This window comes from Pseudovibrio axinellae, assembly GCF_900110875.1.
Taxonomy (GTDB): Bacteria; Pseudomonadota; Alphaproteobacteria; order Rhizobiales; family Stappiaceae; genus Pseudovibrio; species Pseudovibrio axinellae.
The window spans coordinates 625,861-639,043 of record NZ_FOFM01000002.1; the positions used below are offsets into that span (position 1 = coordinate 625,861).

Below are 13,183 nucleotides of genomic sequence, written 5' to 3' on the forward strand. Positions count from 1 at the left end.
CTATGATTTATCCAAATCAGATGTAGACAGAACAAGGTCATCGGTATGGATCATTTCGGCCCGCCCCGCGTAGCCTATAATCGCTGCGATTTCTTTGCTGTTGCGCCCGGTGATTAAAGACGCCTCTGCATAATCGTAGGCAACAAGCCCGCGACCAACATCATGACCGGCGTCATCCAAAATGCGCACGGCATCGCCGCGTGTAAATGTGCCTTCAACCTTGGTCACACCAGCAGGGAGTAAGCTTTTGCCAGCTTTTACAGCTTTCAAAGCGCCAGCATCCAGTTGCACGCTGCCATGAGGTTTCAGATGACCACTGATCCACGTCTTGCGTGCACGTGATGGAGAGGAGGGCGCTGGAAACCAGGTCGCCCGTGCTCCGTTCTCAATGGCATCCAGAGGGTTCATGGTCTTGCCGCTGGAAATAATCATGGTCGTTCCGGCAGATTGAGCAATCTTGGCAGCATCAATCTTGGTTTTCATACCGCCAGAGGAGAACGCTGAGCCAGCAGCGCCAGCCATCGCTTCAATCTCCTGCGTTACCTGAGGAATTTCCGGCAAAAAGATCGCATTCGGGTTCTGCTGAGGGGCTGCGGTGTAAAGCCCGTCCACATCAGAAAGCAATACCAGCAGGTCAGCACTCGCCATCGTCGCCACGCGGGCACCAAGACGATCATTGTCGCCATAGCGGATTTCCGATGTGGCGACACTGTCGTTCTCGTTGATAATTGGCACCGCACCCATTTTCAGCAAAGTACCAATAGTCTCACGCGCATTGAGATAACGTCGGCGTTCCTCAGTATCTCCAAGCGTCAACAGGATCTGACCGGCGGTCAGACCCCGAATATCGAGAATTTCAGAGTAAGCCTGAGCAAGTGCAATCTGGCCAACGGAAGCGGCGGCTTGCGCCTGCTCCAACTTCAACGGACCAGAGGGTAAACCCAACACGCCACGACCAAGAGCAATGGAGCCAGAGGAAACAACCAGCACTTCTTTCCCAGCTTCGGAAAGAGCCTGCAGATCGTCTGCCAAAGATTCCAGCCACTCTCGTTTCAACCGGCCATTTTCAACCAAAAGGGCCGAGCCGATCTTAACCGTGATGCGTTTGTAGTCGCTCAGACTTCGAGCCATTAGGGGCGCCACTCCTCAACTGTGTTGGACGGATTGGAATTAGCCTCGTCCTGCTTATCTTTGTCAATGGCACGAATGATCATACGCTGAGCCGTGTCGATATTCTCACCACTAGCGGAAGAAATAATCAGTGGTTTTTGACCGCAAGCTTCTTCCAAAGCCTTGTAGCGCTCTTCACGCAGCTCGTCCGTCAACGAGTCAGCTTTGGAAAGGCAAACAATCTCGGCCTTCTCGCCAAGACCATGGCCATAGGCCTCCAGCTCACCACGAATAGTATGGTAAGCCTCTGCCGGATCTTCCACCGCAGAGCCATCAACCAGGTGCAGCAGAACGCGTGTACGCTCAATATGACCAAGGAAGCGGTCGCCAAGGCCTTGCCCTTCAGAGGCGCCGCGAATAAGGCCTGGAATGTCCGCAAGCACAAAACCACGACTGTCGATTTCACACACACCAAGGTTTGGGTGTAGCGTTGTGAATGGGTAGTCCGCGATTTTCGGACGCGCTGCAGAAACAGCGGACAGGAAGGTGGACTTACCAGCGTTTGGCAATCCAACAAGGCCAGCATCCGCAATCAGCTTCAAACGTAGCCAAATCCACTTTTCTTCGCCCTCTAATCCCGGATTAGCATGGCGCGGGGCCTGATTGGTTGAAGACTTGAAGTGCGCATTACCAAAACCACCATTGCCGCCCTTCATGAGCAGCAGACGTTGACCGACTGTTGTCATATCAGCAATGACAGTTTCGTTGTCTTCGTCCAGAATCTCAGTTCCAACAGGCACACGCAGCACAACATCGTCGCCCTTGGCGCCGGCTCTGTTGCGGCCCATGCCGTGCATGCCGATTTTAGCTTTGAAGTGCTGCGAATAGCGGTAATCGATGAGCGTATTCAGTCCATCAGCGCACTCAACCCATACGTCACCACCGCGACCACCGTCGCCGCCGTCTGGTCCGCCTTCTGCAACATATTTCTCACGCCGGAAGCTCACGCTACCTGCGCCGCCGTCACCGGACTTTACAAAGATCTTTGCCTGATCAAGGAATTTCATTTTATTCTCTTTCGTCCACCTGTGACGTTCTTTGAGAGCCGTCTTAAAGCCCTATTGCCGTGGAGCCAAGTCTACAACGGCAAATCTGGCTAATTTTATTGCTATTCGGGCCAATAATTTGCGTTGTTAATGCAAGTTTGTTGGGTGTGGGAATAACCAAAAGGCCCGCAATCCTGTCGGATCACAAGCCTTTTAAAGTTCTTTTGGAAGCGATTTTCTTTAAGCGGCGATCGCCTGCATAGACTGCCAGCGATCTTTCGTCAGCGTAACAGTCGTGTAGTCCATCTCTATATCACCGCGCGCCCGGTTTTTTTCTTTGGTCTCACCTGTGATCTCAAAACCGTTCTTTTGAAGCACATTCAAAGATTTTGGATTGATGGTGAACAAGCCGGTGTTCATGGCCAATGCATTCATGCGATTAAACACATAATTGCATATCATATTAGTTGCCTCACTCGCATAGCCCTTGCCCCATGCTGACTTGGCCAGCCAATAGCCAAGGTGCGGGGTGGTGGAGACATTGCGAATGCCAATAACGCCAACCAGACCTTCACCGTTGTCGATGACCCAGTTGATCTCTTCACTGTGCGGCGTGGTGCGGCAGTGGTCAAACCACCACTCGCCGTCATCCTTGGTGTAAGGGTGCGGAACAACGGTAAGCATCTTGCTTACGTCGAAGTCATTTAGAAACGCGTTGTGAACGTCAAAATCGCTTTCGCGGAAATCCCTAAGGATCAAGCGCTCGGATTGCAGCTCCGGGAACATTATTATCTCTTCTTATTCTTCTTGAAGCACTTGCCGCGATAGGGCGACAAGACTCTTTTTCATTCCAAGGAGATAATGGGAGGCTGCTCTATTACCGCGAGCGCGGCTTTGTTTGCACTCTTCGCCAACTATCTCAACACCAAGCTTTGTTAAGATCCGTTGAGACACCGACTCTCATATAGCATGCCGGCCCGAAGACGCTGTCGATCAGTCATATGGAAGATATAGTACAAAGCTGTTGCCGCAGCTTCGCTCATATATCCTTCGCCCTAAAGGGGCTTAGCCAGCCTAAAACCGAAAGTCGCTGAACGGCGTAACGTGTTCGCGCCAATCGTGCCCGTTAAGCTGGTTCCACCATCAACAAACCCATATCCGCTTATGACGGAACTGTCGGTTGCTGAGATCAATCCATGCCTGGACCCTGTCCTCAATACGTAAGGAAGAGCTGCAAGCATTAGCATCTTTGGAGATATTAAAATCCGAAAGGAACTCTAAAAGCTTGGCGGCTCACTATCTCGGCGAGCATGCAATTGCAAGCGATTAGGCCATATTATCGGAAATATTTTCCAAAGACTGAAGAATTTTTTATGTAAAATATCAGTTGGAGGTTAAGGATATGATTTGGTGATGTGGAGTCCGGCTCTCGCTGTAAAGGGCGCCTACTCATAGAAAACTAGTAAGAATGTCGGGGCTCAGGCAGTTATGCGCAAGAAAAAATGATAAATTTCGATTTATATGGACCTTTTGGCTTTACTTACCCGAAAATTTATGTCATTCGCTTCCTCGAGTAATGATTATCGACACCCTGTCTCCTTTTATTAGGCGTCAGCGCACTCGATTTTGCACTGCCGCTATAGTGTTGCCGCATACTGCGGGAGACACGACAACTAGGAGATACCACGATGGCCAAAGGCACCGTGAAATGGTTCAACAGCACTAAAGGTTTCGGTTTTATTGCACCTGAAGATGGCAGCAACGATGTATTCGTTCACATCTCTGCAGTAGAGCGCTCTGGTCTTTCTACACTGGCTGATGGCCAGGATGTAACTTACGACCTGGAAACAGGCCGTGATGGCCGCGCAAGCGCTATCAACCTCGAAACCGTATAATTCGAGCTGTTAAAATTTAAGAAAGAGCGCAGCAATGCGCTCTTTTTTTTGTGCCAATTTTCTGAGTTTGGCCTGTTTCAAGCTATTTATGATCAAAGCTAGGTCTTGCCCTTAGGATCTGGCCGGTAGTTCAAGCCCTGCTGCTGCGCTACATAATACCCCCAAGCCCCCGGCTGCTAAAACCTCAAACGTAACCTTTAGTGTTCGCGTTGTTTGATTGGCCTTGATGAAGGGCGATCAGCCTTTCTCTCATGCTTCCTGCTATCCATTGCCACCTGGTGTCCTTTAGTGACATTGGTTAGAGTCTACGATAAGATACGGTACCGTACTTAATTGTAGAGATGGACATATGGAATGGTGGAAGTTGAGAAGAAAGTATCGCGTGGCGAAAAGCGCAAATACGAACTCTTGGAGATAGCAACTGACGCGATTATTGAGCTTGGTTATGCAAATACTTCAATGGATGAGATTGTAAGGCGCGCGCGTGCATCCAAAACCACAGTCTACAGATACTTCAAGAACAAGGAAGCAATGCTGGCTGAGATTGTCAGTAACCTGTCAGAAGGGCCGGTGCTCTCAATAAGATCACTCGACTCACACGCGGACGGAGGCTCCCGTGAAGAGCTTAAAGAGACGCTTTTTGTTTTTGGCAAGACAGTTTTGAAGCTTGTTTATGACGAAAAAACACTGGGTCTTTGGAGAGTCTTGATTGGCGAGGGGCGTCGCACACAGCACATCACTAAGTCGTTCTTTCAACTCGGCCCTAAGAGGGCAACGACAAGTATTGCACAGCAGCTTCAACTTGCTAATGACCTGGGTATTCTCTCTATCGATACCCCTGAAAACGCAGCTGCTATTTTCATGGGCATGCTGAGAGAGGATACACACCTTGCTCTTCTCTTGGGTGTGCGATCAGCTCCAAATGAACAGCAAATCCGCGACCATGTTAAAGACTGTGTTTGCCGTTTTATGAGGGCATACGCCGCCTAGCGAGAACCTGTGAAGTTACATTGGGGGAATCTCGAGAACGGGAGATGCTTGACAGGGAGCTATTTTTTCTCCATAAGTGTACGGTACAGTATCGTACACTTATGGAGAATGTAATGCTTGATAATCATACAGTGACATATCCCATCGTTGCGCGTGCTGAGAGCATGCCAGCACCTGAGCACATCAGCTTGAACAAAGTGAAGAAATCCAAGGATGGAATGGACCTTGAAGTGGATTTTCTTGCAAGTCTCACAGGCGATGGCCTCCTCAAAAGCGGCGTGGTGCAGCCAAACGTACCCGGATTTGGTGCCTTCGAAATTCTTTGCGATGAAGGTACATCCATCGGCGGAGCAGACGCGGCTCCAGCACCCCTGTCTTACCTTGCAGCCGGTATCGGCTTTTGCCTGCTTACTCATATTCATGGCTTGGCAAAGTTTCGCAAGCTGAGCATCTCCTCCATCAAGCTGGAGCAGAAGATGAAGTTTCAATCTAGAATTCCAGGAATGACTGCAGTTGAAGGTGCGGAAATGCATGGACTCTCAAAGGGGATCGAGACGCTTATCATTATTGAATCTGGAGAGGAAGCAGCCAAGATTGCGTCGCTAATCGATGCAAGCGAGCAAGCCTGCATGGCATTGCAAACAGTTGTAAACGCAATCCCAGCGGCCACTACGATCTTCAATAATGGTCAGCAAATCTGAGCCAGCCAGTTCATTAGGCCAGTTTTATGGGTCTATTCACTTGAGAGGCTGACGCAGACCATGATCTAGCCTTCTCGAGTGATGTATCTGTAAAGATAGGAGTTATAACAATGAGTTCCCCTACTCAAGCTCGCTATTACCCCGTTTCATTCCGCAATCAATTCTTCGCAACAGTTGTTTGGGCTCAAGTTTTTGTTCTCTACTGTGTGGCGCTAATTCTATTCACCAAGCAAGATGAGAGCCATATTTTCTGGGCTGATCCGTTTATCAAGATTCTGCCAATCTACCTGTCGACTGCCCTTATCATTCTCACATCCCTTTGTTTGGGTTGGTGGTGCTTCAACAAACTGGGTATGAGGGGGTTGCTTCAAAACACTCCGGTTTTTCAGATGGTATTGGGGGTCGCAATAGCTGTCCTCGTGACATGTGCTGTTTGGGGCGTGGTCGGCAATACGCTTCCAGGCTTTGTGCCTGCAGAGGAGAGTGCAAGGCCGGGATTTCTGTTTGGTATGATTGCGGGCTATGGAGAAGAGCTTGTATTCCGCATGGTACTGAGCGCGTTGGTCTTCTTCGGTATGTTTAAATCACTTTCAATGCTTGAATACCCGCATCGGGTTTTTTGGTCGGCAACAGCAGCGATCCTTGTCGCAACACTCGCGTTTGTCTTTCTGCATGAGCTGGGAGAAACAGATAGCGTCTTGGTGTGGGGCATGGTGGCCACGCGCGTTGTCGTTCCCAGTTTTTTGATGGGCGCTCTTTTCTTCTTGGTTGGCCCAGGCTTTCTCATCTTCCTGCATGCGACGATGCACATAATGATCCCACTGCTCTTTGTCTGAGGTCTTATTGGTGGGAGAGGGCGCGGCTGACTGTCATGATGATCAGTCATCTCAAAATCTGCCCTCGTAGTCGCCTCCTGCCAATATGCGTCTTCATTATTGGTTTGGTAAGTGGATGTCGAGGAACTCAGCCTCCCACTCCTGTTTCGTCAGGTGTAGCTTTGTTGTTTCAAGCTCTTCGCCTTGGCGCGCTCGTGGAGAGGCGGTGCCGATCCCGTAGTCCTTGAAACCACTCTTGCGAAGCACCCTAAGGGAGGCTTCGTTTTCAGACAGGGCGGACGAATACAACCGTTTAAGCTGCAACTGTTCAAAGCAATATCTGATGGCCTCGGCGACAGCCTCGCTTGCAAAGCCTTGGTTCCAGTGGGGCTCTGCAACCCAGTAGCCAAGAAACGGCTCCTCGCCTAATGTGTCCAGGACACTAACAACACCTAAAAATTCGCCCAAATGATCCAGTACCCAGGCTGTTTGGGTACTCAATGGGCTCTCGATGCTATGGCTGACCCACCATTCGCCATCCTCACGGGTATAGGGAAAAGGCACGTGAGATAACATCTTGGCAATTTTGTAGTTATTTATGTGCTTGCAAAGCGAGGTGAGGTCGCCATGCTGAACTTCGCGTAGAACCAGCCGGTCTGTTGTTAGCTGCGGAAACATTTTCTCCTCCGAATTAATGTGCGAATGAATGCAGACTTCAAACTGTGAGTGCGCGCATAGCTTCCCAAAGATCGCGTGTGAGCTCCACGTCAATCAGCGTTAAGGTTTCATTGCCTCTCGCAAGGCTTTCTTCCGGTTTCGATCCCGTCGTTTGAAAGCCGTTCTTTGCTAAAACATTGAGAGAGCCGTCATTTTCTTCAAACGCACCTGAAGTTACTTTGCTTGCTCCCAAAGCCTCAAAGCAATAGTTGACCACGGCTTCAGCGGCTTCGCTCATATACCCCTTGCCCCAAAAGGGCTCAGCCAGCCAGTAACCAATGCGGGGGTGACCATCATCAGGAATACGAATGCTGATGGTGCCGGAGAGCCCATGTTCTGTCTCAATTGCCCAAATGGTTTCTTCAGTGAGGGGAGCTTCCTTGCAGTGGTTCAGCCACCATTCACCATCTGCGCTGGTGTAAGGGTAGGGAACAACAGTCAGCATTTTGCTGACCTCATAGTTGCCGAGATAGGTACACATTGGCTCAAGATCATCATCGCGAAATTTGCGAAGGGTAAGGCGATCTGTTTTGAGTTCGGGAAACATGCTTAAGTCCAATCAATTTAAAAAGCGGCTAACCAGATGTGGCGTGAATCTCTGTGAAATGAGATGATGACATCTCCAGTTCAGTTTCCTCAAGGAAAATGTCGCCACGAGCGCGGCAAGGATGGTTAGACTTTCCAGTCGCCACAAAACCGAGTTTTTCTAAAATCCGAAGCGATGCTGGATTGCCATCAAAAACACCCGTTTGCAGGAGAGCGATTTTCCGCTCCTCAAAGAGGAAATGAAGCGCATTCAAAACAGCTTCGCTCATAAGGCCCTTGCCCCAATGCGCTTGGCCTAACCAGTAGCCCAAGCGCGGAACACCTCCAAGATTCTTGGCACGCAGGTTTCCGCAAAACGCGCCTTCATGTTCGATCGCCCATGTAATGTTCTGTGCTGGGTCTTCAGCGGTCACGGCATTCACATAGGCTGCACCATCAGCAGCGGTAAATGGATGCGGCTGTGTGCTAAGGTTCTTGGTCACCTCAAAGTTATTAAGGTGCTCACAAATTGCGGGCAAATCGGCCGGCGCCAGCTTGCGCAATACCAGTCGCTTCCCTTGCAATACGGGAAAGGGCATGATCTCAGGCTCTATCATGCTATTTCCTTTGCCTGACTTGTACTGCATAGGAACGCTGCTTTAGGTAGTTCCATCAATATATGAGGAACCATCGTACCACCCCGACCCTTTGAGGGAATAAGGTTTTCGCCGGTCTGACTGAAGCCCAGCTTCTCTAGAACCCGAAAGGAAGCTGGATTGTCATGAAACACGCCAGCAGAAAAGCGCGAGATACCGCGCTCATCAAATGCATAGCTCAACGCAGCCTGTAAAGCTTCGCTCATATGTCCCTTGCCCCAATGGGGTTTGCCAATCCAAAACCCCACCCAACCTGTCTCGCCATCAAGCTTCATCCAAGTAGAGCCAATGAGGCCGCTGCCATCGTCAATGACCCATAGCACCACCTTTTCAGGGTCATTGGTGTTGCCGCGATGAATGAAAGAATTTCCATCTTCCTGTGTGAAAGGGTGGGCCATGCCCGAAAGCATAGAGGCCACTTCATAGCTATTGGCATAGTCAACGAGTCTGGATAAATCCGCAGCTCGCGCCTGACGTAAAATCAGGCGCCCCGTTTTGAGTGTTGGAAACTCCATCCTAGTTTGTCCCCGCCATGGCAAGCTGTGGTCGCACTGCTGCTTGCACGAGGTTGAGGGTGAAGTTTTGCGTGTCAATTTCGTCTTCGCCCCGAGAAACACAAGCGTGCTTGCACAGTGTGGTGGGTGCGAACCCATTCTTCAAAAGAACACGGAACGACGCAGGATTCTCCAAAAAAACGCAAGCATCTACGTTTTCAACGCAACGTTCGATTTTAAGATAGTTTACAACGGCTTGCACCGCCTCACTCATATAACCCCGGCCCCAGTAGTATTTGCCAAGCGCATACCCGAGGGATGCAGAGTCACTGATCTGATGCGCACCAATTGAACCAATAAAACCAGTCCCGTTGTCAATCGCCCACACCACGTCCGTTTTCAGATTTTGCGACATAAACCGCGAGATCAACTTCTGTGCGCCATCATCTGTCAAAGGATGCGGAAAGCTTGCTGTCATCCGGGCGACGTCATAATCAGAGAAAAGGTAACGCAATCTCTGATAATCGTCAGGAAGAAAAGCTCTTAAAATCAGCCGGTTAGTCTGTAGCTGAGGAAAAATCATTGGGCACCCTCCTGCACAATGGAATTTTGGGAGTCGATGAAACTGAGAGCGGTGATTGTAAATTCTTCTGTAGGATACTCGCCCGCAAGACGAGCGCGACTTCGTCCCATGCTGCGTCCCGTATGGACGAAGCCAAGCTTTCGCATCAAAGCTTGGGAGCCAGGGTTATCGGAGAAGGCATCAGCAAATAGGCTTGGTAGCTCGCGTTCCAGTAAGAAATAACGAAGAACTTCGCTAAGTGCCTCAAACATTACGCCTTTTTTCCAGTGCATCTCGCTAAGCCACCAAGCCATATCCGGCTTTTTCGTCAAAAACCCAGCACCGCAGCCACCGATGACAATACCATTCAACTCAACTGCCCAGTTCACCGCCTCAGATAAATCACCGGGCATAAACCGCTTCAAGAACACCTCTGCATCGGCTTTCGTGTAAGGGTACGGGGCACTCGCCAGCATGCGCGTAATGTTCTGATTTTGCAGCAACTCCAATACACGCGGGGCGTCCGTTGCCTTCCATTCCCGAAGTGTCAGGCTGGCTGTTCTCAAGCGAGGAAAATTGGTCATTGTGCTGCTCCCATCGTCACATGCGCATAATCGTTTGAATGAAATGGCTTAAAGATCAGCCTGTTGGCGTCTAGTTCAGGGAGCATCATTGGACTGGAGCCTCCACTTTGGCCTGCTGTGCGCTGATGAAATCAAGCGGCGATATAGAAAAAAGCGTGAGTGGATACTCTCCCTCTGGCCGGGCTCGGCTTCTACCAGTGTCTGTGCCAATCTGTTGGAACCCAAGTTTGCGTATCAGTGCGAGAGAGCCGGGGTTATCATCAAAGGCGTCTGCATCTAGAACTGGCAGCTCCCGATCTAGCAAAAGGTAACGGAGCACTTCCCTAACTGCTTCATACATAATACCTTTTTGCCAGTACTCTTCCGCAAGCCACCACCCCATTGCAGGAGCTTTGTGAAGCGGCCATGCACCAACGCTCCCAACCACTTCGCCTTGAAGCTCAACAGCCCAGTTCAAGACCTCAGATAAATCACCGGGCATAAACCGTTGAAGAAAGACCTCGACATCCGCTTTCGTGTAAGGGTACGGGGCACTCGCCAACATGCGCGTAATGTTCTGGTTTTGCAGCAACTCCAATACACGCGGGGCGTCCGTTTTCTTCCACTCCCGAAGTGTCAAACTGGCTGTTCTCAAGCGAGGAAAAGTGGTCATTGTGCTGCTCCCATCATCACATACGCGTCACCATGCAGTGCCTCAAACCGATCCCGCGGGAGATGCATGATGACATTTTCGACATTAGTTTTCAGAGGTTTAGCGTATCTAACGCAAACGCCGACAGGCTCAAAACCGAGCTTTTTTAGTACTCTTTGAGAGGCGTAGTTTGTCGCAAAAACACGTGCTGCGAAGCTGTCAGAAGCTTCTCGCGCAAAGCCCCAATGCAGTGCGGCCACACATGCTTCAAGCATATACCCATGCCCCTGTGCGGCTTGCGACAGCCAGTAGCCAAGGGTTGGTATTTCCGGGAACTCTGATAGATCGCCGGCCTTTTGGACATCAACACCACCGATCAGTTTTCCATCGTGTTCAATGGCAAACGGGAAAGTGTCCTTCGCTGGGTCAGCGTTCAGCGCTGATTGAGCGGTGGCTTCTGCTTCACTTCTGAGCGGAGGCCAGGATAGGCCTGTGAGCCACCGGGCAATTTCAAAGTCGGAGTGACCGATATCCCAAAAGGGCTCAAAATCCTTAGGTCTGTAACCGCGAAGCCTCAGTCTTTGGGTATCTATAGTTGTGGTGAGCATTATAATAAGCCTTAGAAATCAATGTCTTGCTTCTCTGTAATTGTATGAAGGTTATAAGTGATAGCGCTGCTGGAAGCTGGCTGCGGTCAGGTGCAGCCAGCTTGCCTGCGATACACTTAACCCGCAGAGCCCCATCGCGAGTTCGCGATCCATTGGGTTCGGGTCAGTGTAAGGCGCGTCGCATCCACCATGGCTTTCGCACCGAGTGAATGGAGTTTGGTCGTTCCGTCCTGCTTAAAGCCGCATTTGGTCAAAATGTGCTGCGAGGCAGGATTGCTTACGCGGCAAGAGGCGGAGAGCTCTCTAATGCCAGCATCAGCAAACGCAAATTCGATGACAGATTTCACCGCTTCAGTCGCATATCCCTGGTTCCAGAATGGTTCGCCAACCCAGTAACCCAGGTGCACCGCACCAAAGTCCTCGGCAAGCGGGTTGAAACCGATTGCGCCAATAAAGCGGCCTGTATTCTTCATGCGGATCGCGAATGTCGCCTGGCTTTGCAGCAGCACTTCACTCCGTTTCACAAGCGCTTTAGCGTCTTCATATGTGAACGGATGAGGCATGCTCGCCAGTTTTTCAGCGATCCGACGGTTGTTGGCCAAAAACAGGATGTCGGCCAAATCATCCTTGCGCGCTCTGTCGATGACAAGACGCGCGGTGTCCTGCGGCGACCCGGCCGCAATGCAACTGCTCTCTTCTGGGATTTCTTCGTATTCAACAACCATGATTTCTACTCCGGTACACTGCCCATCCCACTGGACAAAGAAAAAGGGAAGATGGCGTCCCATCTCCCCTTTTTCTGATCTTTCGATCTGAACCGGATTTTTCCAAATCCGTCGGGGTCTGATGAGACGCCGACGATTTGGATTATCACGTCAGCGTTACTCGGCGGCGAGTGCCACCGGCATCACATTAATAAATGTTCGGCCATTGCGTTTTTGTTCGAAAGCTACCTTGCCTTCAACAACTGCAAAGATCGTGTGATCTTTACCAATGCCAACACCAGCACCTGGGTGCCATTTGGTGCCGCGTTGACGAGCAATGATGTTGCCAGGAATTACAGCTTCGCCGCCGAACTTCTTGATACCAAGGCGACGACCAGCTGAGTCGCGACCGTTGCGGGATGAACCGCCAGCTTTTTTATGAGCCATAACGAAGTACTCCTCGTTTAATCTCTAGGACAGTAACTAGCGCGAATTACTTCGCTGCGAGTTCCTTAGCCTGTGCAACCCAGTTATCACGTTCGAAGCGGCCTTTAGTGCCTGTTTCTTCTTCAACGCGGGCGATGTCTTCAGCGGAAAGAGCTGCGATCTGTGCGAAGGTAGAGATACCTGCAGCAATCAGCTTTTTCTCAATTGCTGGGCCAAGACCCTGCAATTTTTTCAGATCGTCGGAACCTTCAGCAGCAGGTGCAGCAGCAGCTTTCTTAGGAGCAGCAGCTTTTTTAGCTGGTTTTGCACCGCTGGTCAGGATGTCAGTGATCTTCACGGTTGTGAATGCCTGACGATGACCGTTACGGCGACGGGAGTTCTGACGACGACGCTTCTTAAAGATGATGATCTTGCGATCACGACCCTGCTCAACAACCTCAGCTACAACGGATGCACCTTCGACAGTTGGTGCGCCGATGGTGGTTTCAGCATCTGAACCAACCATAAGCACTTCGTCAAAAGTCACGGTTTCACCAGCTTCGGCAGAAACTTTTTCGATCTTCAGGAGATCGTCAGCAGCAACAGTGTACTGTTTACCGCCTGTTTTGATGACTGCGAACATACGCATGTCCTTCTTGTATAAAGCGCACCCTTTGGCGTTGCAGTAAACTGCAAGCTTTTTCGACCGTTTCCCTTAT

The 13,183-nt window shown here is 50.4% G+C and carries 18 protein-coding genes; 4 read left to right on the forward strand and 14 right to left on the reverse strand.

Annotated features, from left to right (window positions below; all coding sequences use genetic code 11):
- From proB to BMZ51_RS07865, 3 genes are all read right to left on the reverse strand, one after another.
- Window positions 1-1,131, reverse strand: coding sequence for a glutamate 5-kinase (proB, locus tag BMZ51_RS07855; protein ID WP_068005576.1), 1,131 nt, complete (start codon window positions 1,129-1,131; stop codon window positions 1-3).
- A complete protein-coding gene (gene obgE, locus BMZ51_RS07860) occupies window positions 1,131-2,177 on the reverse strand; it encodes a GTPase ObgE (protein WP_068005574.1) in 1,047 nt (348 codons plus the stop codon). Before obgE ends, proB begins: the two co-directional genes overlap by 1 nt.
- 219 nt (window positions 2,178-2,396) lie before the next feature.
- Window positions 2,397-2,942 carry a GNAT family N-acetyltransferase gene (locus BMZ51_RS07865; protein WP_068005572.1) on the reverse strand — a complete coding sequence of 182 codons (546 nt, stop codon included), beginning with the start codon at window positions 2,940-2,942 and terminating at the stop codon, window positions 2,397-2,399.
- A 902-nt stretch (window positions 2,943-3,844) separates the two neighbouring features.
- Here BMZ51_RS07865 and BMZ51_RS07870 point away from each other — a divergent pair.
- The 4 genes from BMZ51_RS07870 (at window position 3,845) to BMZ51_RS07885 (ending at window position 6,578) form a co-directional block, all read left to right on the forward strand.
- A complete protein-coding gene (locus BMZ51_RS07870; protein WP_068005570.1) occupies window positions 3,845-4,051 on the forward strand; it encodes a cold-shock protein in 207 nt (68 codons plus the stop codon).
- A 354-nt stretch (window positions 4,052-4,405) separates the two neighbouring features.
- Entirely contained in the window at window positions 4,406-5,041 is a 636-nt protein-coding gene (locus BMZ51_RS07875) for a TetR/AcrR family transcriptional regulator (protein WP_068005567.1), read from the forward strand.
- Between the two features lie 113 nt (window positions 5,042-5,154).
- Window positions 5,155-5,742, forward strand: a complete 588-nt coding sequence (locus BMZ51_RS07880) for an OsmC family protein (RefSeq protein WP_068005565.1) — start codon at window positions 5,155-5,157, stop codon at window positions 5,740-5,742.
- A 110-nt stretch (window positions 5,743-5,852) separates the two neighbouring features.
- On the forward strand, window positions 5,853-6,578 hold the full coding sequence (locus BMZ51_RS07885; protein ID WP_068005563.1) for a hypothetical protein: 726 nt from the start codon (window positions 5,853-5,855) through the stop codon (window positions 6,576-6,578).
- 96 nt (window positions 6,579-6,674) lie between these two features.
- Here BMZ51_RS07885 and BMZ51_RS07890 read toward each other — a convergent pair whose 3' ends face one another.
- The 11 genes from BMZ51_RS07890 to rplU form a co-directional block, all read right to left on the reverse strand.
- Window positions 6,675-7,235 (reverse strand): GNAT family N-acetyltransferase, encoded by a 561-nt coding sequence (locus BMZ51_RS07890; protein WP_068005561.1) that lies wholly within the window; start codon window positions 7,233-7,235, stop codon window positions 6,675-6,677.
- Window positions 7,236-7,272: 37 nt separating this feature from the next.
- On the reverse strand, window positions 7,273-7,821 hold the full coding sequence (locus BMZ51_RS07895) for a GNAT family N-acetyltransferase (RefSeq protein WP_068005559.1): 549 nt from the start codon (window positions 7,819-7,821) through the stop codon (window positions 7,273-7,275).
- A 28-nt stretch (window positions 7,822-7,849) separates the two neighbouring features.
- Window positions 7,850-8,416, reverse strand: coding sequence for a GNAT family N-acetyltransferase (locus tag BMZ51_RS07900; RefSeq protein WP_068005557.1), 567 nt, complete (start codon window positions 8,414-8,416; stop codon window positions 7,850-7,852).
- Window positions 8,413-8,970 carry a GNAT family N-acetyltransferase gene (locus BMZ51_RS07905; protein ID WP_068005555.1) on the reverse strand — a complete coding sequence of 186 codons (558 nt, stop codon included), beginning with the start codon at window positions 8,968-8,970 and terminating at the stop codon, window positions 8,413-8,415. The genes BMZ51_RS07900 and BMZ51_RS07905 overlap by 4 nt, the downstream gene beginning before the upstream one ends.
- A 1-nt stretch (window position 8,971) precedes the next feature.
- Window positions 8,972-9,532, reverse strand: a complete 561-nt coding sequence (locus BMZ51_RS07910) for a GNAT family N-acetyltransferase (RefSeq protein WP_068005554.1) — start codon at window positions 9,530-9,532, stop codon at window positions 8,972-8,974.
- A complete protein-coding gene (locus tag BMZ51_RS07915; RefSeq protein WP_068005552.1) occupies window positions 9,529-10,095 on the reverse strand; it encodes a GNAT family N-acetyltransferase in 567 nt (188 codons plus the stop codon). The genes BMZ51_RS07910 and BMZ51_RS07915 overlap by 4 nt, the downstream gene beginning before the upstream one ends.
- Before the next feature lie 85 nt (window positions 10,096-10,180).
- Entirely contained in the window at window positions 10,181-10,747 is a 567-nt protein-coding gene (locus tag BMZ51_RS07920) for a GNAT family N-acetyltransferase (RefSeq protein WP_068005551.1), read from the reverse strand.
- A complete protein-coding gene (locus tag BMZ51_RS07925; RefSeq protein ID WP_074881905.1) occupies window positions 10,744-11,334 on the reverse strand; it encodes a GNAT family N-acetyltransferase in 591 nt (196 codons plus the stop codon). Before BMZ51_RS07925 ends, BMZ51_RS07920 begins: the two co-directional genes overlap by 4 nt.
- A 116-nt stretch (window positions 11,335-11,450) precedes the next feature.
- Entirely contained in the window at window positions 11,451-12,122 is a 672-nt protein-coding gene (locus BMZ51_RS07930; RefSeq protein ID WP_208979350.1) for a GNAT family N-acetyltransferase, read from the reverse strand.
- Window positions 12,123-12,215: 93 nt separating this feature from the next.
- Window positions 12,216-12,485, reverse strand: coding sequence for a 50S ribosomal protein L27 (gene rpmA / locus BMZ51_RS07935; protein WP_068005549.1), 270 nt, complete (start codon window positions 12,483-12,485; stop codon window positions 12,216-12,218).
- 46 nt (window positions 12,486-12,531) lie between these two features.
- Window positions 12,532-13,107: a 50S ribosomal protein L21 gene (rplU, locus tag BMZ51_RS07940; protein ID WP_068005547.1), complete on the reverse strand. Its 576-nt coding sequence runs from the start codon at window positions 13,105-13,107 to the stop codon at window positions 12,532-12,534.
- Between the last annotated feature and the right edge of the window lie 76 nt (window positions 13,108-13,183).

Bases quoted from the DNA above. Each gene is read 5' to 3' on its own strand.
- BMZ51_RS07870 (WP_068005570.1), top strand. From the start codon at position 3,845: ATGGCCAAAGGCACCGTGAAATGGTTCAACAGCACTAAAGGTTTCGGT.
- rpmA (WP_068005549.1), bottom strand. From the start codon at position 12,485: ATGGCTCATAAAAAAGCTGGCGGTTCATCCCGCAACGGTCGCGACTCA.
- BMZ51_RS07875 (WP_068005567.1), top strand. From the start codon at position 4,406: ATGGTGGAAGTTGAGAAGAAAGTATCGCGTGGCGAAAAGCGCAAATAC.
- BMZ51_RS07910 (WP_068005554.1), bottom strand. From the start codon at position 9,532: ATGATTTTTCCTCAGCTACAGACTAACCGGCTGATTTTAAGAGCTTTT.
- BMZ51_RS07930 (WP_208979350.1), bottom strand. From the start codon at position 12,122: ATGGGACGCCATCTTCCCTTTTTCTTTGTCCAGTGGGATGGGCAGTGT.
- BMZ51_RS07925 (WP_074881905.1), bottom strand. From the start codon at position 11,334: ATGCTCACCACAACTATAGATACCCAAAGACTGAGGCTTCGCGGTTAC.
- BMZ51_RS07905 (WP_068005555.1), bottom strand. From the start codon at position 8,970: ATGGAGTTTCCAACACTCAAAACGGGGCGCCTGATTTTACGTCAGGCG.
- BMZ51_RS07895 (WP_068005559.1), bottom strand. From the start codon at position 7,821: ATGTTTCCCGAACTCAAAACAGATCGCCTTACCCTTCGCAAATTTCGC.
- BMZ51_RS07880 (WP_068005565.1), top strand. From the start codon at position 5,155: ATGCTTGATAATCATACAGTGACATATCCCATCGTTGCGCGTGCTGAG.
- BMZ51_RS07900 (WP_068005557.1), bottom strand. From the start codon at position 8,416: ATGATAGAGCCTGAGATCATGCCCTTTCCCGTATTGCAAGGGAAGCGA.
- BMZ51_RS07885 (WP_068005563.1), top strand. From the start codon at position 5,853: ATGAGTTCCCCTACTCAAGCTCGCTATTACCCCGTTTCATTCCGCAAT.
- BMZ51_RS07920 (WP_068005551.1), bottom strand. From the start codon at position 10,747: ATGACCACTTTTCCTCGCTTGAGAACAGCCAGTTTGACACTTCGGGAG.
- BMZ51_RS07890 (WP_068005561.1), bottom strand. From the start codon at position 7,235: ATGTTTCCGCAGCTAACAACAGACCGGCTGGTTCTACGCGAAGTTCAG.
- BMZ51_RS07865 (WP_068005572.1), bottom strand. From the start codon at position 2,942: ATGTTCCCGGAGCTGCAATCCGAGCGCTTGATCCTTAGGGATTTCCGC.
- proB (WP_068005576.1), bottom strand. From the start codon at position 1,131: ATGGCTCGAAGTCTGAGCGACTACAAACGCATCACGGTTAAGATCGGC.
- obgE (WP_068005574.1), bottom strand. From the start codon at position 2,177: ATGAAATTCCTTGATCAGGCAAAGATCTTTGTAAAGTCCGGTGACGGC.
- BMZ51_RS07915 (WP_068005552.1), bottom strand. From the start codon at position 10,095: ATGACCAATTTTCCTCGCTTGAGAACAGCCAGCCTGACACTTCGGGAA.
- rplU (WP_068005547.1), bottom strand. From the start codon at position 13,107: ATGTTCGCAGTCATCAAAACAGGCGGTAAACAGTACACTGTTGCTGCT.